This window comes from Corynebacterium sp. ACRPE (genome assembly GCF_022347435.1).
GTDB classification, from domain to species: domain Bacteria; phylum Actinomycetota; class Actinomycetes; order Mycobacteriales; family Mycobacteriaceae; genus Corynebacterium; species Corynebacterium tuberculostearicum_D.
In genome coordinates this window covers 1-23,434 of record NZ_JAKRNA010000004.1, presented here as the reverse complement: position 1 = coordinate 23,434, position 23,434 = coordinate 1, and the positions used below count along the sequence as shown (strand labels likewise).

Here is a 23,434-nt window from a genome sequence, read left to right as displayed (position 1 = left end):
TGCAAGAATGGGAAACAACCGCAAAACAACCCACAGGAGGCAAATAAGGTGAGCATTGACCGCCCCGTTTTGGGCCTCGACCTTGGCACCATGACCCTGGCCGCAGGCTACGCTTTCCCCGGCGAAGAACCGCAGCCACTAATGATGCACGTCAGGTCAAAAACCGCCGCTCCCCACTACAAGTCGGAGCTACTTATCTCCGACGAGGACGAGGTGCGCCGACCGGACTTTAAGGGACGGGTAAAAAGCCGCTTCGGAAACCTCACCGCCATGCTGGGACAACCACCCCAAATCATCGCCGGGGCACCATACGGCAGCAACAGCCTTATCGACATGCTGGTTGGCCCCGCCATTGATGCCGCCGACCGACTGGACGCACGACCAGACGACATTGCCGCCGTTGTGCCCTCCCACTGGCCCAGCTACACCGTTGACCAGTACTGCGCAGCGCTGGCCACCACCGGCCTTAACGTCATCCCGGTCGAAGCCGCAGACTCCCTCGCCAGCTACGCCGAACTCGTAGACACCGACGGGCTGGTCACCTGCCTAAACATTGGTGGACAAGCCGCCGCCTCCACACTGGCTATGCCGCAGGGGAAAGGCGAGCGCAAATGGGAAACCTACGAGTTCACCCGCACCGGCAGCATGGGCTACATCGCGCAGCAGATCGTTGTCAGCATCGCCAACCGCATCGCGCCCACCTACAAGCCCAGCAACGCTTGGCTGCGACAGGCAACCGAGGTGGGAAAACGCATCCTCCGCGCCTCCCAAAAAGCAACCTCCCCCAACTCCCTTATCACCGCCTCCATGTCCGCCCCAGTCGGCAAAGTCAACGTGCGCGCAGGACAGGTAAACGACCTGGTGGAAGACCTCATGCGCCAAGCATTGCGCACCCTGACAGACAACCCCGACATGCAGGGACTGTGGGAAGACGACCGCAACGCAGGAATCCCCAAAACCCTGCTGGTGGCCGGAGGGTTTAGCACCAACCCGGCCGTAGGCCGCGCCATCCGCACCGAAATCGGCCCCTACCGCGCAGTGGACTACCCACAGGCAATACCCGCAATGGGCGCAGCCCGCTACGTCGCGGAGGGACGAATCAGCTAATGGCCAACTATTCACGCGCAGAGCTAATGAAAGCTGCCCAGCGCATCGACGTATCCGTTAAAGAAATGCCCCTCGGCCGCGCCATCGCCCAAGCCCAAAAGCACTACAACCACCGCAACCCTGACGGCAAACACGCAGACCTCAACTCCTCCAACGAGTTTCTAGCACGCATCACCGTCAACTACCTGCGGCACATCTGCTCCCACTACGACTCCGCCAGAGACTTCCTGCGCTCCATCACAGATGAACGCACCCGCCGCGATGCTGGAGCCATCATCAAAATCCGTCTGCTGGCTGACGTGGCACGCAAATACCCACCCCTGGAGCACGAAGCCCGCCGCCAAGCTGCCTGGGAGGAGCAAAAAACGAAAAAGCAGTAATGGACTCGGGCCGCATGTCCGGGCCACCTAATACACGCCCCGGCACAATGGAAAATGCACCACACAACAACCACAGGAGAAAAATCATGGCAATCCCCGGCATCATCGAAAACCAGACCGGCTGGCAAGCAGTCGCCGATCCGACCTACACCCCGCAGACACAACCCTGGCACCACCGCCTTTTAGGCAAACCCCCACAGCGAATGCAGCCACCCTCGGTGAAAGCCACAGACTTCATCGACAAAGCAGTAGCCGACCACGCCGGACGTTTCGTGGCAGCGGTAAAAGCCATCCTGGGGTCAGACACCGTAGCCTCGGGCGGGCTGGGCAACCCTGACACCATCCGCTCCTCCCTAATCGGCCACCTCTACAAGCGCCTGTTAGCCATGCGCACCGTAGACGATTCCCTCGTGGAACTGGAAACCGCGAAAGCCACCGCCATCCCAGGAAGCGACGACGTAATCGACAAAATGAGCGCCGTCATTGCCGACAGCCTCCAAAAGTCCGTCATCCACCCCACCGAAGACGTGGAAGCACTAGCCAACCAGGTGCGCCTGCGCGACATGCGCCACCGCCTGCCACAAATGGCAAACGAGCTGGAAGACGGCACCGTAGAAAGCCTGGATACAGTCGCCGCCCACATCCAAGCCCTGTGCGACCTCGACACCACCGTCAACCTCTAGGAGCACCCATGCCGACCACACACAACCTCGACTGGTGGAAAGACACCTACAACACCATCAGCGCCAACGTCCCCGCCGCACAATCCGTCAGCGAAGTGCGCAGCCACCAATCCGCCACCTTTGCCGACACCACCCGCATCCCCCAGCCGCACGCACGCCTCAACGTCTCCGCCCACCACGCACAACAACTAAGCGACACGCCAGGCGGGAAGCTGGTGTGCGCCTACGCAGCACACCGCGCAGCATGGACAGAAACCCACGGCCGCGACCGCTCCACCCGACTGTGGAAAGCCACCGCCGCCATCGCAGTGTTTACCGCACTCCTGGCCATCGTCACCGCCACCGCAGGCGGCTCCAACGCCGTCCTGCTCATATCCGCCACCGTCGCTGTGGTCAGCGCTTTTGCCACCTGGCCCACCGCCCGCTGGAGCCTGGCAGGAAAACGCGACGCGTTCTACACCTGCCTGGCCCGCGCCGTAGACACCGCAGGGGAAGAAGCAGCCCACGACTACATCAACCGCTCCGGCTTCCAACACCGCACCATCGTGCACAATCTGGAGAAAGGAATCCCAGCCACCCCAAAGCGCGTGTATAAAGCAGTGGAAAACGCCGCCGAAAAAACTAAGGCAGCAGCATGAGCACCCCCCACGAGCAGGAAGAACAAGCCTCCAACAACGGCGTACCCTCCTTTAACCCACGAACCTGGGGAATAATAATCCTCGCCTCCCTCGCCGTGTTTTTCGCACTGCTGGCCATCAACTCCATCTTTGGAGACGAGGACAACGGCCCAGGCGGCTCCCGCAACGCCAGCCAACGCTCCCAAGACGGCTCCAACATCGGTGACGGAACCCAACGCACCGCCGCCAAACCAACCGCCAGCATGGACAAAGTAGACGGCTGCACCGACCCCAACGACAAAGACGTGGACAAACTACTCGACAGCCTCGACGACGATGGGGCAGAAGCCGTACTGTCCGCTGCCTGGTCAGGGGAGGAGGATGGGGAAAAACGCGACGCGGTAGCCCTCATGGTGCGCTCGGGTGAGGGAACCATCGACGAGCCGCACTTTATCTGGATGAAAGACGGCGACAGCTTCAAGTCCGTAACGAAAGGAACTGCCGATGCCTCCAGTATGGACAGCGACCTTTCCCAAGCCACCAGCGCAATGGTGGCCAACTCCATTAACTGCCTAACCGCCGACTTCCGCTAAAAAATGCGCCCCGGAACAATAGCCGTTCCAGGGCGCATTTTGGGTAGGAAAGTACTAGCTGGAGGGTAGAGCCTCGTCGAGAATGTGGCGCACTGCACTGCTAGTGGAGAGCTTGTTGCGCGTCTTGAAAAGAGTGAACCTGCGGGACAGGTCGGAAGACACCCTGACCTGGATGGTGGTGGACGGCTCGCCGGAGGCGGACTCGTCGCCATCGTTGAGGCCTGGGCGGCCTACGCGGCGGATAAGGCGTTGTGCCTTAGCGAGATTCGAGTCCTCCTTAAGATCGTCGGCAGGCAGGGTGTTGTTGCTGGCGGACAGGCCATCTTCGCTTTCAGCCCAAGCGGCGAGCTTGTCAAAATCAACCTGGTCGTACTGCATTTTTAATCCTCGGTTTCTGGTTTGTGTGTTCGTAGGGAATGTCGCTAGGGAATTAAATTTTTTCAATAGCTGTGTACTTGTTTCGTGCCCGGGCTTCCATGCAATGGAAAATTACTACCCCTTCGTCCACAAAGGAATACATCACCTCCAATTCTTTTCCGGTTTTTCCTGGCCCTGCTGGGCCGATAACTAGGTTAACGAGGGGTTGATGTGGTTCATTTGGCTCCATATTGTCTTGATACCGGATGACGTTTTCAAAGACGTTTACTATCTGCTCTTTGGTGAAGCCATGTTCAAAAGCTGAATCTGTGAAAAATACTTTAGACGAAAGTGTACTCATAGCACAAATTGTAATACAAAAATCTGTGCTGGTAAACGGATTATAGCGCCCAACTGTCCCCCGATCCACCCCCAGATCAACCAAGGGGATCTATCCGCAGCCTGGCGACCACAAAGAGTGTGCACACCCCGTTAGTAAAATTGAACGGTGCCGCAGAATGTGCGCCTGCGGCACCTCGGTAACAATGTGTTGGACGCGGCATCAAGGATGGCCAACAGACCCTTGAAGCCGCTGTTGCATGCCACCCCGCTGGAGACACCCGCTCCCCAGCGGGGTGTTTCCATACCCACAGCACTACCGCCGTCTTCGTCTCGGGCATCCCCTCCACGACTCCTGCTGAACTGGCAGGCACAACAACCAACGCCCCACCCAGGGGCATAGCCACAGGAGGACACACCTATGCCAACCACGTCTTTTTCCGCCACAACCCCCATCTGCCGGAAGCCACACACCAGCCCCAACATCAGCTTTGTGGCCCACGTCGAACACATCGAGGACACCAACACAGTGCGGGTAACCTCCCCGGCCGTAATCCTCACCTCCCAACTCGACCACAACAATGTTGCCCGCGAAACCCACCACACCACCGTTATTACCGCCGACATTCCCATCAACCCCAAGGGGCTGGTGAAAGTCGCTGAGCTCACCGACTCAACCGGAGGGGAGGACATTTTGCTGACCAGCCAGGATGGAGACTTCTTCCACCTCCAGGGCGTTAGCGTTGGCGAGGAGTACCACTTCCCGCACGACCCGCTCGACGAGGTGCTTGCAGGTGCAGAAAACGGGAGGGAGATACCCCACCAGCCGTGGCCAGAGCACGTTGGTAACACCACCGCCCCCTGTCAGGGAAGCTCCATTGGGGTGGTGGTTCCCGCCATGACCGACAGTGGGGCACGCAACCCGCTGGCCACCCAAGACTGGTTTAGTTCCCTTGTCGTCTCCCCCGGCTGTGTCATCGCTTCCCAACGAGCGCCACACGTCCACGAGAAAGAGATCGATGGCAGGCACAAGGGCTACTTCATTGCCGATGTGCCAGCCGCGCTCACAGCAGCCTTGGATGCGGCAGAATCGTGCCTGAAAAAGATGTTTTACTTTAACGGTGACCTGTTTGGCCCCACGCCTGAACCGGCTGTTGTCTACAACGCATTCCGCAACGCCCCGCAGCTGGGGTGGGTAAACAACGGTTGGGGAGCGACGGTAAGCATTGCCTCGGAGAAAGCCTGCGAGGAGCTTCCCGGCATTACCGTTCGGGTCTGCCGCCCCGAGCTGCTTTCCGGCGATGCGCCAACGGATGCCGCTGTAAGTGCTGTGGAGCGAGTCACCGATAAAAAGTTGGCCATCTACGAGCATCTAGCGGAGTTGGAGGAGGTTATCGCCACCGACGGTGATCTTCCCAGGTGGGAATATCAGCTCACGTTGCTAACCCAGGAGTTGGTGGGGGAGCAGCGTCTGGCGGTTCATCTGCGCAACCTTGCGGAGTCACCCAAGTAGACACCACGCCGTGCACCACAGCCTGCATTACACCGTGAATTACACCCTGTAATGCACGCTGTGGTGCAACGCGTAATGCACGCGCTTAAAACCCCGACTGTCCGCCAACACACCACGCGAAGAAAGCGGCAATACCGCTGCATACAGGCATAAAAAGAACAATGGGGTGACGATCGTGCAGAGTCTGCAAAAGCGAAGTCGGGCATCACTTTCAAGGGGTGGGGCACACTAGGAATTGTTCAGCCACAACGGCCAACGCCCCACACCGGGGCACGGCCCCAACCGAAAGGACATGACCACATGACCACCGCAACCACAACCACCGCAACCGCCGCCACCGCAACCGCCGCCACCGTCAACGTTGGTGAGTTCCGCGCCGCCGTCAAAAACATCGCCGCCGCCACCAACCCCAAGGCTTCCACGGCCTCCCAGGAAATGACCCTCACCGTCAACAACGACACCCTCACCGTCGCCCACGACGGCATCGACTTCCACGCCTCGGTCATGCTCCCCGCCGACAACGCCACCAACGGAACCATGCGCGTGACCGCCCGCGATTTCAACAAGACCCTGAACAACCTGCTGGGTTCCAACACCAAGGCCGTCAACAACGCCACCCTCCCGCTGTCGGTACGCGATGACGAGATCACCACCCGCTTTGACGGCATGAACTTGTCCATCCCACAGCACGAGCATGATTCCGATGCAGACGGCATCTGCATCACCTCTAAGGCAGAGCACGTCGCCACCCTTGCCACCGTCACCGCCGCCGATCTGCATACCACCTACAAGCGCCTCAACCACGCCGTTAGCACGGACGACACCCTCCCCATGCTGTGCGGTATCAACCTGACACTTCGCCACGGGGAGTTGGTCTTCCACGCCACCGACCGCTTCCGCGCCGCCGAACAGAGGGTGGATGCCACCGTGGAAGATGCCGCTTTCGAGCATGGAACCCACCTGATTTCCGCTGATGCCTACAAGCACCTTGTCGCCCTGCTACCCAACGATGACACCGAGGTGACCATCTCCCTGATCAACGTTTCAGGTATGGGCGCTAAGCCGGGAGTGCGTTTCGACACCCGCAACACCACCGTCATTGCCCGTCACCTCAATGGTGATTTCCCCAACATTTACCCACTGTGGCCTGCCACCGCCCGCCACATGTTCACCGTGGATCGCAAGACCCTGGAAACGGCCGCCAAAAAGTTGGACAAGCTGGCTGGCCGCAACCCCCGCATCATGTTCTACTCCAGCGGACACCGAGTGGAACTCGCAACGGAAACCGATAGCAAGGGCCGCGCGTCCACCCACCTGGAGTCCACCCTGGCTGCTGTGGACGAGACAGAAAGCATCACGTTTGGCCTGGCTGCCGACTTCCTGCTCCAGTTGGTGAAAGCGTTTGACTGTGAGCGCATGGCGGTGGCACTTACCGCCCCGCACCGCCCGGTAGTCTTCTTCGATGCAGACCACAATGTGGCAATGCTGGAAGATGGCGAACTGGACTTGCGCAGCGCCCCCGTTGACCACCGCGAGATCCTGATGCCACACCGCCTACCCGCCTAGCTACCACCCGCCCTGGAAACAGGGTGGGTGCAGCACCCCACCTGCCCGACAACCCCGGCAGGTGGGGATAGTCATATCCGGCAAACCCTGCCCACAACTGTCCGCCCCACACTAGGGATAAGCGCAGCGCAACCTATGAATCGAACATTCTTTTAATGGAAACATCGGGCATGTGTCGCCCCCGCCTGCTTAGCTGTTTAAGCCAGCCACAGCACCGCCAACCACTAAGGAGCCACCATGAAGACCTCAACCATTCCCACCCGCCCCGCAGCAGGGGAGAGGGCAGCCTACCTGGGGTTTGACGCGGAAACCACCGCACTGACCCCCAAAAAGTTCGCCCGCGACGGAGAGCAAGGGGGAATCTTCGTCGAAATCGGCATGGTTGCCTACAACAAGCGCCTACAGCCCATCGCACAGTTCTCCCGCCTGGTCAACGCCGAAGCCTCCCTTACCGACCGCGCCGCAGGACGAGTCAACGCGGTGGTGGAGAAAATGCACACCGACAATTCCTTGTGGCACGACCTGGCCACCGTGAACAACCCCGCCAACACCACCCCAGCCGCAGTAGAGTCAGCCGCCGTTGACTGGGTGGAATCCAACGGGTTTTTCAACCTGCCCATGCTGGGCAGCTCCATCACCCTGGATCGCATGTTCCTAGCAGCGGAAATGCCTACACTCCTCGACAAGTTCCACTACCGCAGCGTGGACGCAACCACCCTGTGCCTCCTGCTGGAGCGCAGCTTGGGGGCAACCCCCCACGAGTGTCTTCCAGCACAGGCCGATACGTGCGCCCAGCATCGCGTAATCGCCGACGTGGAGCGGTCTGCCCTGTTGGTGCGCACCTGCCTGCGCGAGTTCGGTTGCGGGGGTGCGGTGGAACCCGACGAGGCTTCCGTCTAGAAGCACGCCCTCGGCCCAGCACCGCAGCTGGGCAACATGAGGGGTGGGTGCTGGACTGTCCGCTGTTTGTTAGCTCTATTGGTGTGTTTACCTGCACAAATACGGTTCACCTCACTACAACTCCACCAGAGTGTAGTTAATTGAACTTCACTCGGGTATAGTCGATGGTGTTCAAGAAACCAACCACAGGAGACCACCATGTTCTACCTCTACAGCCACCCCGCCCACTCCAACGACTGCTACCAACCACTAGCCGCCCCACACCTGGAGGGACTGGCAGGCCAACTCATTGAAATCAACGACCGGTGGGGAAGCGCCGACCTCACCGCCGACTACTGGCCAGAGGTCTACTGGAGCAACCCCGACAGCTTCACCCTCGACGATGATGAAAAAGCCCCCGAACAGCGCGAAGCCACGGAAGAAATCGTCCTCGGCATAGCCAGCAGCGTCTGGGACACCGCCCACGCGCACATCACCGGCCGCGCCCACCACACCACCCTCGACGAGCTAGTCGAGTTCACCGCCGAGCGCTGTGACCTCACCCACGATGGCGCACGCAGCACCCTGGAGACATACAAAAAGCAGATCGAAGACCTGGAAGAAAAAGAAATCGACGATGAAGCCATCACCGACGACGACGCAACATTCCTGGCCACCAGCGCCAAAATGTGGGCCGAGGAAGAATCCGCCGTCACCCCAGAACTTCTTGCCGTACAAAACGCCCGCGACGACTACGACGAGGCAGACGACCTGGTAGACACCAAGCGTCAGATCCTTTACGCCGCAATCCGCGAAGCCGCCAGCGAGGGAATCCCCCGCGCCGACATCGCCAGCACGGCACATCTTTCCCAATCCGCGATTTTCAAAATCCTGCGCGAAACCGAATAGCCAAACAAATCCCCACGCGAGTGGGGCAAACATACTCCTGGGGCGGAGGTGCCCTCACGGTAGCGGGCCATCCCCACGAATGTGGGGCACACAGCTGCAAGCTCGAACTGCAAGCATAATTCTGGGGGTCATCCCCACACACGTGGGGCAAATTTATAATGCTTGGAATGGCGTGCAAAGCCAAAGGAGTCATCCCCACGCACGTGGGGCAAATTCCCGGCTGCGATGCTGATGAAAATGGCGGGCAGAGCTATCCCCACACACGTGGGGCAAATTCGGGACTCGCTGTCATCGACAGGCACCCTGCCGAGCTTTCCCCACGCACGTGGGGAAAATGGGTCGATCATCCAGATTGCTTGGCACCTGCCGGAGCTATCCCCACATACGTGGGGCAAATTGTCATGTGGCGGAAGAGCTCGTTGAGCAGGGGGAGCTATCCCCACGCACGTGGGGCAAATTGGAAACGGAGCCTGCCTACACCCCAGAGCCTGGGGTCATCCCCACGCACGTGGGGCAAATCGGTTGCTTCCTCGTTGGCAGGCGCTGGTGGCGGAGTCATCCCCACGCACGTGGGGCAAATACCGTCACGGCCTCCACACCATCCAGTCGAGACGAGTCATCCCCACGCACGTGGGGCAAATACTTCTTTACCGGCGCAAATGGTGGTCAACTGTCCAGTTTTCATTCAACTTTAACGAGGATAATCCTAGCAGTAGGCCAAGCCGTTTACCCCAAACCGGGAACCTCTAAACCCAGTTTAAGTAACCGCTGTTTCTGCTCTACGGAAAGGCCGGACACCCATCGGAAACTGTGCAGTTTCTGCCCAATTGCCATCTTCTGCCCGGTGGCGGGATCAAACGCCTGCGAAAACCTCTCAATCCGCGCAGCCCCCGTGGCCGATAGATAGCGCTCCATCAAATCAATCCAGCTGTCAGCGCTACGCCCACTACGACGCGGCGGCTCCCACTGGAATCCAGGCACCTGCTCGTAGAGCGCCACAATCTTCTCGTCGAGATCGTTCCGGCGCTTCGCCTCGCGGGCAGACTTCACCCGCGCCCCCAGCGGATAGTCATGCCACACGGCTCGCGCAGGTGGGTTGGCGTTGCCTTTCGCCTGCGCCCATGACTTCAAACGAGCCACCGTCTGCGGGTGGTGCCCGGTGGTTTTCGACAAAATCCGCAGGCTAAAAGGTAGGGAAGCGCCGACCGCGAGCATGGACGTGTCCACACTGACCGTGCCGGACTTAGCGATGGGGCCAGTGCTTTCCTCCATTAAGTCGAATTGCAGCTGCACCAATGAGCGCTGCACGTGCTCGTCCACATCCGCCAGCGACATGACCACCTGCCAGGCGGCCGCATGCGAGGAGTTGGCCGCTACCACAGCCTCATTACGGCCGGAGGTGTCATCGAAGACCACCGGCAGCACGATCAACGCTTTCGCCGCAGGATTATCTGGGTTTTTACGCAGCGACCGGCCCACAATCTGCACAATATCGTTGGTGGAGGTACGCGGGGCAGCAAACAGCACCGCATTCAGGGAGGGAACATCCACACCCTCGCCAAAAAGGCGCACGTTCGACACCACAGTCATACGATCCCCCGGCTGTTCCAGTGCGTTAAGCGCCTGGGTGCGGTGCTTGGAGGCGCTGGTGCCGTCCACGTGGAAGACGTTAACCTCACCGGCACGATCATCTACGGCCGCAAGGCTGCGGAACTGCCGAGACCACTGCTTCGAGTCGGCAACACGATTGTGAAACGCCAGCACGCTCCGCAGCTCGGGGTGGGTGTCGCGCGCATGCAGCAGAGCCAACTGGCAGGCAGCCGCCTGCACGTCCAACTCCGCGCCCTTGCCACTGTCGCCGGATTCAGCCATAAGCTCCAGCACTTCGGTGCCGGAGACCCCCACAATCGCCACCTCATAGTCCGCAAGAATGCCCTGGTCAATTGCCTGGCGCATGGTGATGGTGGACAGGTGCGGGCCATAATCAGCCAGCGAATCCATCGACACCACCTCCAGATCCTCCGGATCAGGCCAATCCTCCGGCACTACCGGCGGCTGAATGGTGCGGGTGGTTGCTGTCATAAACAGGCGGAAATCAGCAGGAATAGCCTCGTCACTAACCGGCAGCGACCACAAACGCCGCGACAGGCCAGCCGTGCGGTGCGCCTCGTCGCACACCATCAAATCCCACCGCAGGCCAGCACGCTCGGTGGCGGCAGCCACCACCTGCGCAGACGCATACGTGGACACCACCACCAGCTGGTCAGGTGTGGACTCTAATAAAAACGCAAGGTCATCGACCTGGGTGGTTACCTCCACACCCGTGGCAGCAGCCTCCGCCTCCTCGGTGACAGCCTCCCCGACGTGACTATCCGAGCACACCGCCACGGTGGGCACATCGGGGTTATCCACTCGTATCCTGCGTAGCGTTTGTGCCAGCAATTCGACCGTGGGCACAAACATCACCGTCAACCCACCCACCTGGTGGATAAGGTGCGCTGCCACCACCGTCTTTCCTGTGCCGCAGGGAAGCGGCAGGGTGGCGCGGGAAACACCATCTGCTTGTAGCAGGCGAATCTGGTCGAGGGCGGTGGCCTGGTAGTCACGAAGCTGGGTCGGCATTGCTGCTCCTAAATAGTGTCGGGGAGTGGGTTTTTCAGCAGGGGAAGCAGGGTACGGGAAGCGATTTCCACCAAATCGGAATTGGTCTCGCCCGTATGGGTTGCAGCATTAGCCACAGTGCGCAGTGAGGCTAGGTCTGCATCCCGCAGTTCGATGGTCTCCAGCCCGTAGACGTTTAGTAGGGCTAAAGCAAAGCGTATCCCCACCTCAACGTTTTCTTCGGTAAACGGGAAATAGGCAGCGCACCCTGTCAATAGCAGTCCCGCCGCGCGGACGATGGAGTGCGGTCGGCGATACCGCAGCCACTCATTGACTTGGTTGACAACGGGAGTGATGGACGCTTTATTCCGCCAGGAGATGGAGGTATGCGGCAGACAGTCGCCTGCCGCATCAAGCATGGTCGTGGTGGTTAACTCCCAGTGCTTGGGGATAAGGGTGGGGGAGGCGGTGCGCTGGGCGCAGTGGTCTACAAAAACGCGGTTGACATAGTGGTCGCCAACGGCGCGCTCAATGAGTGTGGTTACCAGCTGGTTGACGCTGACCGACTGCTCGGCGGCAAGGGCACTTAACTGCTGGTGGAGCTGATCGGGTAGTCGCAGGGTGTGTTGGGCCATAGCCCCACCCTACATTTACAAACTCAAACATGCCAGCCGGTGTGAAACCATAATAACTAATTAGGACACCACATCTACGGACATAAAATCCGTTGGTCGCGCAGAAAAAGCACCTGCACACCGCTGCAACTGTCCAAAAAATAGACAGAAAACACCCCCATTTCGTGCCCCATACGCAGCCCAAAAGGCCACCATATAGGCAAATTGTGACTCATATGGGGTAGGTTTTGAAAACCAAGTTCGGGCATCACCGAGAAAAATATGCAAAGATAGCAACCAGAAAGAAATCAGAAACCACTAAACAGACACCACAGAGGTGCTTATGACAGACGCATACAACCTCGCAGACAACGCGTGGGTGGGCGTGCTCGATGCCACCGGAACCCACGACGCATCCCTGCGAGAACTGCTGACCAACCTGCCAACCATCAGGCAGATAGCCACCGGCAACCCCCTCGCCGATGCCGCAATCACCCAACTACTCCTCGCCATCACCCTGGACAGCCAGGCACACCAGGCAGACAACCCCACCGAGCGTCAACACCGCTACGACACCTGGCTAGACGAGCACCATCACCAGCTCAACCTTTTCGACCCCACCCGCCCATTCGCGCAATACGCGCCACAAAAAGACCTGGACAACCCACCGCAAATCAACACGCTGTTTTACAACTTCGACACAGCAGACGTGGCGTTTTCCTCCTACGACTCGCTGACCAACCCCACCAGCAACGCCACACTCACCCCCGCCCAGGCAGCACAACTACTCCTCGTGCGCCAACGCTTTAGCGTCGGCGGCATCCAATCCCGCGCCGCCCGCACCATCAGCGGCACCAGCTCCGCACTTGCCGCACTCGACGGAAACCACCCCATCATCCTGCCGCGCACCGGCACCCTTGCCGAAGACCTCCAACTCATGGCGCAGGCAGCCACCGACAGTGATGCCCCACTAGGAACCCTCCACCTGGGACTAGACAGCGACGCGCCGCTGGGCACAGTGCTGGACAAGCCAGGAATCCTCGACGTGCTGACCTACCCATCACGCGCCATGTGCCTGTTTGCCAACCCCGACGGCCTGGTAGACCGCGCCCACTACGCCGAGGGCATGCGACTAAAAGCCGAACAACTCACCCCAGAACTGTGGCCTGCAACCACCTGGACTGTCGGCAAAAAAGGCCCAGAGCCACGAAAAGCACACCTGTCACGCCCCGCCTGGCAACAACTCCTCGATGCCTACAGCCTCGACCACACCCCAGGACTGCTTGGCCACCTCCCGGCAGGAACCCGCCTGACGCTGACCACCATGAGCGCCTACACCTCCCGCGTGGACGGCATCTACCACCAGCACGCCACCACACCAACCATCAGCACGGAAGAAGTAAAAGAACTCTCCCGCCTGGTATCCGAGGTGCGCAAAGCCGTCTCCAAAGACAACTACATCACCGCCCGCGCCCTCAAAGAGGGAAGCATTGCCGCCACCAACATTGGCGACACACTCACCGACACCATGCGGCCGGAAGTTACCGCCAACCTCGGCCGCATCGTCACCTCCCGCATGGCCGGGATGGTCACCGCCGAACAAGCCGACCGCCAAGCCCAACGACTTGTCGCTGCGGCACGAGACCATGCCACCAGCTTCACCACCGCCCACCCGGCAGGAACAGCCAACCGACTAGCCCAAGCCAACCGCTACCCGTGGAAAGGAACCCTGAAATGAGCGCCCACCACCCACTAATCCGCCGCCTGGCGGTCGCCCACTACGCCAAAGACTCCGACATGAGCCACATCCGCCGCTGGAAATTCGACCACCCCACCGGCCCTGTCACCCGCCTGGCAGGAGGGGCCACCCACAGCGAGTTTCAGGCCGCAGCACTTACCGCACAATCATTCGCCATCTGGCACACCTCCCGCCGCGAAGTGCACTACGGAAAAACCGGCACCAACCTGGGCCGCGCCATGCGCCAACTCGGCCGCCCCGGCGCATTCGGCCCCAACGACCCCGGCGCACGCCGCCTGGCAGACAACCTGCTGGCCGCCGCCACCGCCGACCAACTCGCCCGCACCCTCGTCACCATCATGGACAGGCTGCGCAACACTGACCACCCACCCAACTGGGAACAACTACACACCGACCTTGCGGACTGGCTCAACCCCGCCACCCGCAACCAGGTACGCCTGGCCTGGGGACAAGGTTTTGCCACCCCAGCCGCCACCCCACAGGAGGCGGTCACCACCGACTAGCACCGGGGATGCACCGCATCCCCACCCGATCACACACCAACCACACACCCTCCAAGAAAGGAACCCCATTCTCATGGCACGCATCATCAACCTGCACGTACTCCAGTCCGTTCCCGCCTCCCTGCTCAACCGCGACGACAACAACTCCGCCAAAGCCATCACCATCGGCAACGTACGCCGCGACCGCATCTCCTCCCAGTCCTGGAAGCGCGCAGTACGCACCTCCATGCGCACCACCTCCATCGACGGCGGCGTATGGGCCAACCGCACCAACCGCCTCCCACGCCAGATCATCGCCCTGCTTACCGACCAGCACGACCACGACGCAGACACCGCCGACCACGCCGTAGGCATCGTCTTCAAGGCCATGAAGCTGTCTCGCAAAGACAACGGCGACACCGCCGCCGCCATCTTCGCCGCCTCCACCGCCGCCGAAGAACTCGCACAACTAATCCACGACAACTTCGAGGCCATCACCAGCGGCGACAAGCTCGACCCAACCCTGGTGAAAGCAGCCGTAGCCACCCTCGACGTAAACGGCGCAGTAGACCTAGCCCTGTTCGGCCGCATGCTCGCCGAAATCCCCACCAAGCGCATCGACGGCGCAGCAGGCTACTCCCACCCGTTCGGCGTTACCCCCACCACCGTCGAACCCGACTTTTTCACCGCCGTAGACGACTGCGCCGCAGACGGGGAAGCAGTCTCCGGCAACCTGGGCGTTACCGACCTGACCGCCCCACTGCTCTACCGCCACGCCTACCTCGACGTAGACCAGCTCGAACACAACCTGGAGGGAACCGACCACCTGGTCGCCCCCGCCATTGACGCATTCATCCGCCACACCACCCTGGCAGTTCCCGCCGCCAAGGCCCGCAGCGCAGCCTCCCACACCCGCCCAGACATTCTCGTCGCCACCATCGGCGAACACGCCCTATCCGCCGCCAACGCCTACACCCAACCCGTCCTGGGCGAGGAGGCCGTATCCGAATCCATTAACCGCCTGACCACCCAGCTCGACTACGACGCAAAGCTCGTCAACCACACCACCATCATCCTGCCGCTATCTACCGCCGCAGCCGAAGCAGTAAACAGCACCGAAGCCACCGTGGTAGACACCCTCGACGAGTTCGTCACCGCCGTCAACACCACCGGAGCCAACCATGACTAAAACCCTGCTCATACGACTGGAAGCACCGATACAAACCTGGGGTAACAGCACCGGCAACAAACAACGCACCACCGCCATGCGCCCCACCAAAAGCGCCCTGGTGGGCCTACTAGCCAACGCACAAGGCCGCGACTACAACGACGACGTGGACGACATTGCCGCCTGCACCTACGCAGTACGAGCAGACCGGCCCGGCCACCTGGAACGCGACTACCGCACCGCAGGAGGAGGAAGCTACCCCGCGCTACCACGCGACCGCCACCACGGGCTTGCCGCCGACAAACCCGCCTGGCTGCACCGCCCGCAGACGGCTAACCTGCCGGTCAAAAACGTCGCCGCCGACAAACCCGCCCCCATCGCGGGTGCGACCCCACCGGCAGGCAAAGCCAACCCCAAACAAATCGACGACACCTACCTCGTCGATGCCAGCTTCCTCGCCGCCTTTACCGGCGACGACACCCTTATTGACCAGCTGGCCCACGCCCTCAAACACCCCGCCAGGGCACTGTTTCTGGGCAGAAAAGCGCAACCACCAGCCGCACCACTGTTTGCTGGCATCACCAGCCACACCGACCCGGTAGACGCGCTTTCAACCGACGGTGAAGACAACACTTCGCCGCGCCGCATCTGGTACACCACCACCGCCGACAACGCGGACAGCACCGTCATCTACGACCAACCCGTCCGTTTCGGGGCGCAACCACAGCGCACCGCCCGCGTGGAAGCAACCACCACCACGGGAGACAACACCCAACTATCCGACTTCTTCTAGGACACACCCTTGACCATGTTTCGACACGTTCTCAAACTCAACCCCACCACCCGCACAACCCGACAAATCATCGCCGACGCACACCTCATGCACCAGGCCGTCATGGCAGGATTCGACCACCACCTACCCGAGCGCGACTTCATGGCCGACGGGGTAAAACCCCACCCCACACACCGCGCAGACCACCACATCCTCCACGCCGTAGACCACCGCGACGACGGCACCGTGTGGATTATGGTGCAAGCCGACATACCCGGAAACTGGGAGGGCACCCGCCTCGCCGACGCACTCGTCGAACCCGCACACCCCACCGAACACACCCCAGCGAACAAGGGAAACCTGCACTACCAACTCGTGGCCAACCCCACCGTCAAACGCAACCACGGCAGCAGGCAACCACTGACCAACCCCAGCGACATCGAGAACTGGTGGCGCAACAAAGCCGAAAAAATCGGACTCGACCTCGCAGAAAACCGCGTAGACATTCACACCACCGGCCAGCTTCACTCACACGCTAAACCAGGACTACGGCTTGCCACCGCCCGCATCGGCGGGGTAGGAACAGTTGTCAACGAAGAAAAATTCAGCCAAGCACTCACCGAGGGGGTGGGGCGCGGCAAAGCCTACGGCTGCGGCCTCCTACTCACACTGCCCGGCAGATGATACGTTGACAAAACGCAGTAGAAGAAAACTCAACAGTGAAAAGTCGGATCAAAAACACACCACCCGCCAACATCACCGCAGGTGGACAAGGGTAAGCCCCACGCACGTGGGGATAGCTCTATTTCCGGTGGCTAGCCGGGTCACCCCTGCGGGTAAGCCCCACGCACGTGGGGATAGCTCGAACGTTGTCGCGATTGCGATGACCACTCCCCAGTAAGCCCCACGCACGTGGGGATAGCTCCTTTCTCCGGAGAGTCTGCGCGTGGTGCGCGTTGTAAGCCCCACGCACGTGGGGATAGCTCGCTCTGCCACCCAGCCAAACAGGCTAGCGACGAGTAAGCCCCACGCACGTGGGGATAGCTCGACCCGATGCCTGCCGCGTATGAGAATGCGGAGTTGTAAGCCCCATGCACGTGGGGATAGCTCCACGCGGCACGCTTTCGCATCGGCGACCTCATCGTAAGCTCCACGCACGTGGGGATAGCTCGGTGGACGCCCAGGGTCGTCCAGTCAGTGGCGTGTAAGCCCCACGCATGTGGGGATAGCTCCATCACCACAATCTAGCCACGCAGGGTGTGCACGTAAGTCCCACGCACGTGGGGATAGCCCCCCGGCCACCCCGTGGGGGTCGAAAAGGGGCAAGTACGCCCCATGCACGTGGGGATAGCTCGGAGTATCAGAATGAGCCGCCGGAGTTGTGGAGGTACGCCCCACGCACGTGGGGATGGCTCCGTCATGGACGCGGATATTCAGGCCGCTTGGATGTAAGCCCCACGCACGTGGGGATAACTCAGGCCCTTTGAAAATCCGCCGCGAAAGACGGGGGTACGCCCCACACACGTGGGGATAGCTCGCACTCGCATAACCGCAGTACACAGACCATAAAGTAAGCCCCACGTACGTGGGGATAGCTCGACTGACCCACATGACGACGAGGACGCGAGCACGTAAGCCCCACGTGTGTGGGGATAGCTCCTACCGGATGAAACTGGCATCTGCATAGAAAACGTACGCCCCACGCACGTGGGGATGGCTCGACCCCAACCCGAAGGTTAGGGTCTTAATCAGCGTAAGCCCCACGTACGTGGGGATAACTCCAGTATCAATAACTCTGGGAGTGGGAACATCTCGTACGCCCCACGCACGTGGGGATAGCTCGGAATGTACATAGTCATCACCTTGGCCGCGCTGGTAAGCCCCACATGCGTGGGGATAACGCCTACTCCGCGCACGTATGCGTTAAGATTTTCCGGTACGCCCCATATACGTGGGGATAGCTCCCCGGGGCCAACGGATTATGAGTCCGGGTGGCGGTAAGCCCCACGACCGTGGGGATAACTCCGCCCCGCCTTTGGGCAGGCCGCGTTTCTCCCCGTAAGCCCCACGCACGTGGGGATAGCTCGGATTTCATGGCTTCTCGATTCTCCCTCGGAAAGTACGCCCCACGCACGTGGGGATAGCTCGGCTAATGCGGTAGCTGGTGTAGTGAACGCGCACGTAAGCCCCACGCACGTGGGGATAGCCCACGTCGGGTAAGGCGACGGGAGCACTGTTCGTGCATTTCCCCACGTTAGTGGGGGTGTCCCGTTGCTGATACAGTTCCCAGACCGATGACGGTTTGCCTCACATACGTGGGGATTCTTCGAGGGGAGGAGTGTGCGTCATCGTCATCTGTGTAGTGGCTTTAGTGATGGTGGGGTTGTTTCTTTTTGGGTATTGGGTTTCATCTTCGGGGCATTCAGCATGCTGGTGTGTCGAGGTTGGGGTGTGGCTTTCTGATTTACATTGTGTGGTGATAAACAGATGTGTGCGTAGTTATGTCACTTTAGGGGCTGTATGTGACGGAGTGTGAGCCGATGGGGTGCTTGGGTTAGCGGACTCGCTCGGCGTTCGCTATTTCAGGACAGGTTACCAACCGCATGGTAAATAACTATGTCCTGTAAGTGCTTCTAAACTGACGCGGCAATAGAAGCATGTGGCGGTGTTGTTGGCACATAGAGTTCAGATAATTACTGTCAGACATAGTTACTACATAACGGTCTAAACATTACGTAATGTAACAGTGTTCAATGTCACAATACTGTCTACAGCGGCTTAATAGTGGATAATCTTAATTATCCTGCATTAAGAGATCCGCCTGCTTAACCCCCTACTGTCCCCCATTTTCTTCCCGGGGCGACGGCAGAAAGTACCGAAAGGGGCAAGAAATGCAACCCTGTGACCAGCACAAATGCGATGCAAGGCCGTATAAGGCGATGGCTGTTTCTTCGGCATGCCGAGGCTCCAATTGGCGCGCAAATGCCGCTGCCGCATGGTCGCCCAAAGGTAGACAAAACCGCAAAAACCGTCAGTTGCGCGACACGTAGCACTATGTTCTAGGCGTGAAAAAACAAATATGACACAACAGATTAAATACTACATAACGTGTTGGATAGGCTACGGCGAACCAGATGTTACTAACTAATGAATGCAACGCTAAGGGGTTAATAGTAAATGAAACATCAAACACGATAGAGCTTCACAAAACCCCAAACAGTGACTAAAATAGTTACCAGACGATTACCCCCTCCGATGGCCCCTACCACACGACAATGCAATGACGGAGACAATGACTAAAACAGAAAAAGAACAGCACACCACCCACCCAGTAATCGAGGAGCAACCCGAGGACGAGCGCTACAGATGGCGCAGGGGACAATCCGTGCTAACCCTTAGCGATGCCGCACGATGGTTCCTGTCCGAACAGCAGGCACAGAAACTCTCCCACAACAGCATTAAGTCCTACCGCAACGGAATAAACGTCATTGGCTCCATCATCGGAACCCTCAACGAGCAACAACCCAACCAACTTGGACTAGACGTAATAAACCGCAACGACCTGGCAGACGCATTCTCCGAGTACTCCGCCACCCACTCGATTAGCTCCCAACGCCAAACCCGATCCGTATGGAACAACCTGTGTCGTTTCCTTACCGCCGAGGAAGTCATCGACAAAAACCCGATGGATCGCATACCCGCCATCTCCGGCCGACGCGGACGCACCATCCCGAAAGCACTCCCGCCAGAAGCCGTGGAGTCCCTACTGTCCTACCTCGCTGACCCCAACGCCGACGGTGGGCACCTCCGTAAAGTCCGCAAACGATGGCGCGAGCGGGACTACGCGCTCATTCTGTTGTTCCTGGTGACCGGAATGCGCGAGTCGGAAATGCGTGGAGTTAACCTCGGGGACATTGTGGAACCCTACGGCTACAACGGGGCACGCAACATCAATGTGCGCGGCAAAGGAGACAAAGAACGTCTCCTAAGCATCGAGGCCCCTGCGGTGAAAGTCCTGGAAGACTACCTCGAAACCCGCTACCTACGACTACCCCATACAGGCAGACCTGCGAAAACCCCCTGGGGCCATTGGGAGATGGACGATCCCCTTTTCGTGTCCGCCGACGGCGAGCGCATGACAACCAACCAGATCTACTACCGCGTGGAGGTGGCCTACCGCGAGGCAGGCATTAACGGATACCGGGCACAGGGCGCATTGGTTCACCAACTCCGGCACACGTTGGCCACCAACCTTGCAGACGATCCGGAAGTGACGTTGTTTCAATTGCGGCAATTTTTGGGCCATTCTTCCCTATCGTCCACCGAGCGCTACACGGCTGGTGCCGGTAGAGCTACCCGCGATGCGGCCCGACGCAATCCTGTTTACCGGGTTGTGGGCGGAGGAAGCACCGTCGGATAGAACGTCACAGTGACTAAATGAGGTGGGGTTACTTGTAGGCGGTTGGGAACGTTTGGGCACGGGAATATGCGGTCGGGCATTGAGAACCCGAGCATAGCGATAATGGAACCAACAAACCGCTAATACAATGGAGGCAAGATGACGGAATTGAACAATCAAACCACACCTAATGAGACCCCCTTTGTTCATCTTGAACATGACGACTTGCCGACAATCATCGGGAAATACGGCACAGTTTGCTACCCGTTTGGGGAAAGGGGGAACCTAGTGTTTGCCAGTGCGAAAGAGGGGCAACGCTGGAGAAAAAACGTTTCCTCCCTAAAGGCCAAGTCGGATAAACTCCAAATCACGTTTGGGGGACAGCCAATTGTTGGAGCCTTACTAGAGCTGGGTTTCCTTATTTCGGCAATTTCCATGTTTGGTTCCCTAGGGGCAATGATTGTACCCGGGAATTTTCTCGAAAATTGGTGGACGTTTTTGGCATCAGCATTTTTTGCTATGGGCCTTTTGGGCATAATTATGCACAATTTCAGCGCAGAGGATGAACGTGATCGGTCAACTAGGGCTGCTTTCACCTATCAGGTATTTAATTTGCATCATCCGATGTTTCCGAAAGACAGTCCGCTTGTTGAGTACGGCACCACCATTCTTGCCTTGCAAAATAGGCAATCCGGGATTGATGAAAAACAGGACTTTGAGGAGGGTTTGGGCGCATCCTCAATGATTCTCGATACGGGCGAGAGCACCCGTCACATGCTGGAAAAACATGAAAAATACTTAGGTATGGCGAGTAGGTTTGCCAAGCTGTGGCCGGATGCTGACCAACCCACCCGCGATGCAATCGTGGAGGACATGGCAACAAAGGCAGAATCGCTGCGTGCTGCTTGCGCAAGCTATCAAGCTGATGCGGATCAGATGGCCAAGATTGACCGCGAGAAGCAGAACTATCTAGCCCAGCAAGAAGCAGAAGCCGAAAACATCATTGCGAAGGCTAAGGCCGAAGAAGTCGCAGACGAATACAGGCGCATTAAAGCGCAGTACGACTTCTAGGCCGCTGCCCCCCCGCGTCTATCTACAGCACCGCTTAGTCATCCTGGATTCATACTGGGGATTAAGCGGTGATTTCTTGCTTAAACTCCAGTTTGTTTTTAATTGGGTGTGGTGACCAGCTAAGGCAGTGCAGGCTTTTATCAAACTGGGGTATCCTGTCGTCTCCTTGCGCTTGGCGTGCTGCTACCTGCTTGCGGTACAGGTTAAGCAGGTTTTCTAGCTGTGCCACACTGTCCTGTTCCAGCTTCCTGACCTCCGCAGCTATTTTTCCCAGCTCAATGGCTCGTTTGGTTGCCGACACCTCTGGATCATCGTCGTAGGGTGGGTATTTTGCAGCAAATGCGTCGTCGTGGTTTTTCCGAACCTCTTGAATGAGGCTGCGAAGTTTAGATTCTGCATCTTCTACTTGACGGTCAAATTGGGTGGTCATCTTTTCCTCCATTGTGGGCGGTGACTTATAGGTTCTTTTATAAGAAGAGGATACACCCTAAAAACGTCTCTGACCAGGCCATATTAGAACATGAAATGGGTATGTTAAATACTGCGTATGGACGCGGAGCCGGAGTCGTTTCCTATTTCTTCTCCAACCCCGCCAACTGTAGCCCCGGTCTCGCTCGCGGGTAGGCAGGATAGTCGGGCATTGGATTCCTACGTATTGGCAGCATAATCCGTGTTCACCCCACAGCCGACGGAGAAAAACCAGTGGAATCCATCAACATCGAATTTCTCTACAACAGACTGCACGCAGACGATAACACCGAAGCCGACCAAGCATTACTGTTTGCTGTTGGCCAGCTAGTTTCTGGCGGGAAAGCCACCGTAGGCTACACAGGTCAACGAGTCGAGCTGCGCGCTCTCGCGCATTTCCTCACCACCGAGTACCAACCGGAAAGCTCTGCCCTTAAGCATTTCGATCCTGCTCCGTGGTGGGACGGTCGGTTCTTCTATTGTGCGATTGAAGACACCCGCCCCATCCTGGAGGCCACCGCCGATTTTGAGCTGGCCGACAACATCCTGTTTGCAGCTCGTCCAGTTATCCAGACCCGCGAGCTGGACTGGAGCGGTGGCTGTGCCGAATACCTCCACGCCGAACTGTATTTTCCTGACCGCCAGAATGGGGTGGTGCTGTCATACCAGGACGAGATCCCCAACGTGGAGCAGGTAGTTTCCAGCAGCCACGTTCCCGCGCATTGTGACTACACCCTGGCGGCGTTGGCCTACACCACCTGCGCTCGCCTTGCAGCCCACGATATTGACCTGCTGGGCGTTTGCCCCGCAGTCAGCCACTAAAGGAATCTTCACCATGAACAGTGAAATCTATCTTCTTTACAGTTGCGACCAGCACCGCACGTACGAATCCATGACCCCCACATCTTTGGTGGGCGCAGCGTGTGGGTATGAGCGGTTAGCTGACCTGATAGCCCAGGAAATTGACGAGCATGACGGCGAGGAGGTCGCCGAGGGCTACACCACCTACGCGGACTTTTTGCGCGCGCATTATGGTCTGAGGTTACCCTCAAGTAGTGGACACCCTATTTGTACGGATCTTGTGTCCGTAGGAGAGGATGTTCATTGTGAATCAACAGCGCAAGAAGTACACGCCGGAGTACCGGCGTGAAGCCGCA

At 58.9% G+C, this 23,434-nt stretch carries 22 protein-coding genes; 17 read left to right on the top strand and 5 right to left on the bottom strand.

Annotated features, from left to right (window positions below):
- Positions 1–48 precede the first annotated feature (48 nt).
- The 5 genes from MHY13_RS03310 (at position 49) to MHY13_RS03290 (ending at position 3,380) form a co-directional block, all read left to right on the top strand.
- On the top strand, positions 49–1,107 hold the full coding sequence (locus MHY13_RS03310) for a hypothetical protein (RefSeq protein ID WP_239280787.1): 1,059 nt from the start codon (positions 49–51) through the stop codon (positions 1,105–1,107).
- Positions 1,107–1,487 (top strand): hypothetical protein, encoded by a 381-nt coding sequence (locus MHY13_RS03305; RefSeq protein ID WP_239280777.1) that lies wholly within the window; start codon positions 1,107–1,109, stop codon positions 1,485–1,487. The genes MHY13_RS03310 and MHY13_RS03305 overlap by 1 nt, the downstream gene beginning before the upstream one ends.
- Positions 1,488–1,573: 86 nt before the next feature.
- Complete coding sequence (locus MHY13_RS03300) at positions 1,574–2,170, top strand: hypothetical protein (RefSeq protein WP_239280775.1); 597 nt, start codon at positions 1,574–1,576, stop codon at positions 2,168–2,170.
- 8 nt (positions 2,171–2,178) lie between these two features.
- A complete protein-coding gene (locus MHY13_RS03295; RefSeq protein WP_239280773.1) occupies positions 2,179–2,808 on the top strand; it encodes a hypothetical protein in 630 nt (209 codons plus the stop codon).
- On the top strand, positions 2,805–3,380 hold the full coding sequence (locus MHY13_RS03290) for a hypothetical protein (protein ID WP_239280771.1): 576 nt from the start codon (positions 2,805–2,807) through the stop codon (positions 3,378–3,380). Before MHY13_RS03295 ends, MHY13_RS03290 begins: the two co-directional genes overlap by 4 nt.
- A 54-nt stretch (positions 3,381–3,434) precedes the next feature.
- Here the strand turns inward: MHY13_RS03290 and MHY13_RS03285 are convergent, their stop codons facing one another.
- Both MHY13_RS03285 and MHY13_RS03280 read right to left on the bottom strand, forming a co-directional pair.
- A complete protein-coding gene (locus MHY13_RS03285; protein ID WP_239280769.1) occupies positions 3,435–3,758 on the bottom strand; it encodes a hypothetical protein in 324 nt (107 codons plus the stop codon).
- Positions 3,759–3,810: 52 nt separating this feature from the next.
- Positions 3,811–4,098, bottom strand: coding sequence for a hypothetical protein (locus tag MHY13_RS03280; RefSeq protein WP_239280767.1), 288 nt, complete (start codon positions 4,096–4,098; stop codon positions 3,811–3,813).
- A gap of 471 nt (positions 4,099–4,569) precedes the next feature.
- Here MHY13_RS03280 and MHY13_RS03275 point away from each other — a divergent pair, with 471 nt between their 5' ends.
- The 4 genes from MHY13_RS03275 (at position 4,570) to MHY13_RS03260 (ending at position 8,943) form a co-directional block, all read left to right on the top strand.
- Positions 4,570–5,589, top strand: a complete 1,020-nt coding sequence (locus tag MHY13_RS03275; protein ID WP_239280765.1) for a hypothetical protein — start codon at positions 4,570–4,572, stop codon at positions 5,587–5,589.
- A gap of 300 nt (positions 5,590–5,889) precedes the next feature.
- On the top strand, positions 5,890–7,155 hold the full coding sequence (locus MHY13_RS03270) for a hypothetical protein (RefSeq protein WP_239280764.1): 1,266 nt from the start codon (positions 5,890–5,892) through the stop codon (positions 7,153–7,155).
- Positions 7,156–7,392: 237 nt separating this feature from the next.
- On the top strand, positions 7,393–8,055 hold the full coding sequence (locus MHY13_RS03265; protein WP_239280762.1) for a hypothetical protein: 663 nt from the start codon (positions 7,393–7,395) through the stop codon (positions 8,053–8,055).
- A gap of 198 nt (positions 8,056–8,253) precedes the next feature.
- Complete coding sequence (locus tag MHY13_RS03260; protein ID WP_239280760.1) at positions 8,254–8,943, top strand: hypothetical protein; 690 nt, start codon at positions 8,254–8,256, stop codon at positions 8,941–8,943.
- Positions 8,944–9,669: 726 nt separating this feature from the next.
- Here MHY13_RS03260 and MHY13_RS03255 read toward each other — a convergent pair.
- Both MHY13_RS03255 and MHY13_RS03250 read right to left on the bottom strand, forming a co-directional pair.
- Positions 9,670–11,565 carry a DEAD/DEAH box helicase family protein gene (locus MHY13_RS03255; protein ID WP_239280758.1) on the bottom strand — a complete coding sequence of 632 codons (1,896 nt, stop codon included), beginning with the start codon at positions 11,563–11,565 and terminating at the stop codon, positions 9,670–9,672.
- Positions 11,566–11,573: 8 nt separating this feature from the next.
- The gene (locus tag MHY13_RS03250) at positions 11,574–12,179 is read right to left on the bottom strand and encodes a toxin-antitoxin system HicB family antitoxin (RefSeq protein ID WP_239280756.1); all 606 of its coding nucleotides are present in this window, start codon (positions 12,177–12,179) and stop codon (positions 11,574–11,576) included.
- A gap of 322 nt (positions 12,180–12,501) precedes the next feature.
- On the opposite strand from MHY13_RS03250, the gene MHY13_RS03245 reads away from it, so the two are divergent.
- The 7 genes from MHY13_RS03245 to MHY13_RS03215 all read left to right on the top strand — a co-directional run bounded on the left by MHY13_RS03245 (position 12,502) and on the right by MHY13_RS03215 (position 21,809).
- Positions 12,502–13,896, top strand: coding sequence for a type I-E CRISPR-associated protein Cse1/CasA (locus MHY13_RS03245; protein ID WP_239280754.1), 1,395 nt, complete (start codon positions 12,502–12,504; stop codon positions 13,894–13,896).
- A complete protein-coding gene (gene casB, locus MHY13_RS03240; RefSeq protein WP_239280752.1) occupies positions 13,893–14,420 on the top strand; it encodes a type I-E CRISPR-associated protein Cse2/CasB in 528 nt (175 codons plus the stop codon). The genes MHY13_RS03245 and casB overlap by 4 nt, the downstream gene beginning before the upstream one ends.
- Positions 14,421–14,493: 73 nt before the next feature.
- Complete coding sequence (gene cas7e, locus MHY13_RS03235; RefSeq protein ID WP_239280750.1) at positions 14,494–15,588, top strand: type I-E CRISPR-associated protein Cas7/Cse4/CasC; 1,095 nt, start codon at positions 14,494–14,496, stop codon at positions 15,586–15,588.
- Positions 15,581–16,360: a CRISPR-associated protein Cas5 gene (gene cas5 / locus MHY13_RS03230; RefSeq protein ID WP_239280740.1), complete on the top strand. Its 780-nt coding sequence runs from the start codon at positions 15,581–15,583 to the stop codon at positions 16,358–16,360. Before cas7e ends, cas5 begins: the two co-directional genes overlap by 8 nt.
- Positions 16,361–16,375: 15 nt before the next feature.
- The gene (locus tag MHY13_RS03225; RefSeq protein ID WP_239280738.1) at positions 16,376–17,023 is read left to right on the top strand and encodes a type I-E CRISPR-associated protein Cas6/Cse3/CasE; all 648 of its coding nucleotides are present in this window, start codon (positions 16,376–16,378) and stop codon (positions 17,021–17,023) included.
- 2,608 nt (positions 17,024–19,631) lie between these two features.
- Entirely contained in the window at positions 19,632–20,759 is a 1,128-nt protein-coding gene (locus tag MHY13_RS03220) for a tyrosine-type recombinase/integrase (RefSeq protein ID WP_239280736.1), read from the top strand.
- A gap of 138 nt (positions 20,760–20,897) precedes the next feature.
- On the top strand, positions 20,898–21,809 hold the full coding sequence (locus MHY13_RS03215; RefSeq protein ID WP_239280734.1) for a hypothetical protein: 912 nt from the start codon (positions 20,898–20,900) through the stop codon (positions 21,807–21,809).
- 61 nt (positions 21,810–21,870) lie between these two features.
- On the opposite strand, the gene MHY13_RS03210 is transcribed toward MHY13_RS03215, so the two are convergent.
- On the bottom strand, positions 21,871–22,239 hold the full coding sequence (locus MHY13_RS03210) for a hypothetical protein (protein WP_239280732.1): 369 nt from the start codon (positions 22,237–22,239) through the stop codon (positions 21,871–21,873).
- A 272-nt stretch (positions 22,240–22,511) separates the two neighbouring features.
- On the opposite strand from MHY13_RS03210, the gene MHY13_RS03205 reads away from it, so the two are divergent.
- Positions 22,512–23,099, top strand: a complete 588-nt coding sequence (locus MHY13_RS03205; RefSeq protein ID WP_239280730.1) for a hypothetical protein — start codon at positions 22,512–22,514, stop codon at positions 23,097–23,099.
- Positions 23,100–23,434: the final 335 nt, after the last annotated feature.

What these genes read in the sequence shown, in the direction of transcription:
- MHY13_RS03305 (WP_239280777.1), top strand. Translation starts at nt 1,107, where the DNA reads ATGGCCAACTATTCACGCGCAGAGCTAATGAAAGCTGCCCAGCGCATC.
- MHY13_RS03300 (WP_239280775.1), top strand. Translation starts at nt 1,574, where the DNA reads ATGGCAATCCCCGGCATCATCGAAAACCAGACCGGCTGGCAAGCAGTC.
- MHY13_RS03295 (WP_239280773.1), top strand. Translation starts at nt 2,179, where the DNA reads ATGCCGACCACACACAACCTCGACTGGTGGAAAGACACCTACAACACC.
- MHY13_RS03290 (WP_239280771.1), top strand. Translation starts at nt 2,805, where the DNA reads ATGAGCACCCCCCACGAGCAGGAAGAACAAGCCTCCAACAACGGCGTA.
- MHY13_RS03285 (WP_239280769.1), bottom strand. Translation starts at nt 3,758, where the DNA reads ATGCAGTACGACCAGGTTGATTTTGACAAGCTCGCCGCTTGGGCTGAA.
- MHY13_RS03280 (WP_239280767.1), bottom strand. Translation starts at nt 4,098, where the DNA reads ATGAGTACACTTTCGTCTAAAGTATTTTTCACAGATTCAGCTTTTGAA.
- MHY13_RS03270 (WP_239280764.1), top strand. Translation starts at nt 5,890, where the DNA reads ATGACCACCGCAACCACAACCACCGCAACCGCCGCCACCGCAACCGCC.
- MHY13_RS03265 (WP_239280762.1), top strand. Translation starts at nt 7,393, where the DNA reads ATGAAGACCTCAACCATTCCCACCCGCCCCGCAGCAGGGGAGAGGGCA.
- MHY13_RS03260 (WP_239280760.1), top strand. Translation starts at nt 8,254, where the DNA reads ATGTTCTACCTCTACAGCCACCCCGCCCACTCCAACGACTGCTACCAA.
- MHY13_RS03255 (WP_239280758.1), bottom strand. Translation starts at nt 11,565, where the DNA reads ATGCCGACCCAGCTTCGTGACTACCAGGCCACCGCCCTCGACCAGATT.
- MHY13_RS03250 (WP_239280756.1), bottom strand. Translation starts at nt 12,179, where the DNA reads ATGGCCCAACACACCCTGCGACTACCCGATCAGCTCCACCAGCAGTTA.
- MHY13_RS03245 (WP_239280754.1), top strand. Translation starts at nt 12,502, where the DNA reads ATGACAGACGCATACAACCTCGCAGACAACGCGTGGGTGGGCGTGCTC.
- casB (WP_239280752.1), top strand. Translation starts at nt 13,893, where the DNA reads ATGAGCGCCCACCACCCACTAATCCGCCGCCTGGCGGTCGCCCACTAC.
- cas7e (WP_239280750.1), top strand. Translation starts at nt 14,494, where the DNA reads ATGGCACGCATCATCAACCTGCACGTACTCCAGTCCGTTCCCGCCTCC.
- cas5 (WP_239280740.1), top strand. Translation starts at nt 15,581, where the DNA reads ATGACTAAAACCCTGCTCATACGACTGGAAGCACCGATACAAACCTGG.
- MHY13_RS03225 (WP_239280738.1), top strand. Translation starts at nt 16,376, where the DNA reads ATGTTTCGACACGTTCTCAAACTCAACCCCACCACCCGCACAACCCGA.
- MHY13_RS03220 (WP_239280736.1), top strand. Translation starts at nt 19,632, where the DNA reads ATGACTAAAACAGAAAAAGAACAGCACACCACCCACCCAGTAATCGAG.
- MHY13_RS03215 (WP_239280734.1), top strand. Translation starts at nt 20,898, where the DNA reads ATGACGGAATTGAACAATCAAACCACACCTAATGAGACCCCCTTTGTT.
- MHY13_RS03210 (WP_239280732.1), bottom strand. Translation starts at nt 22,239, where the DNA reads ATGACCACCCAATTTGACCGTCAAGTAGAAGATGCAGAATCTAAACTT.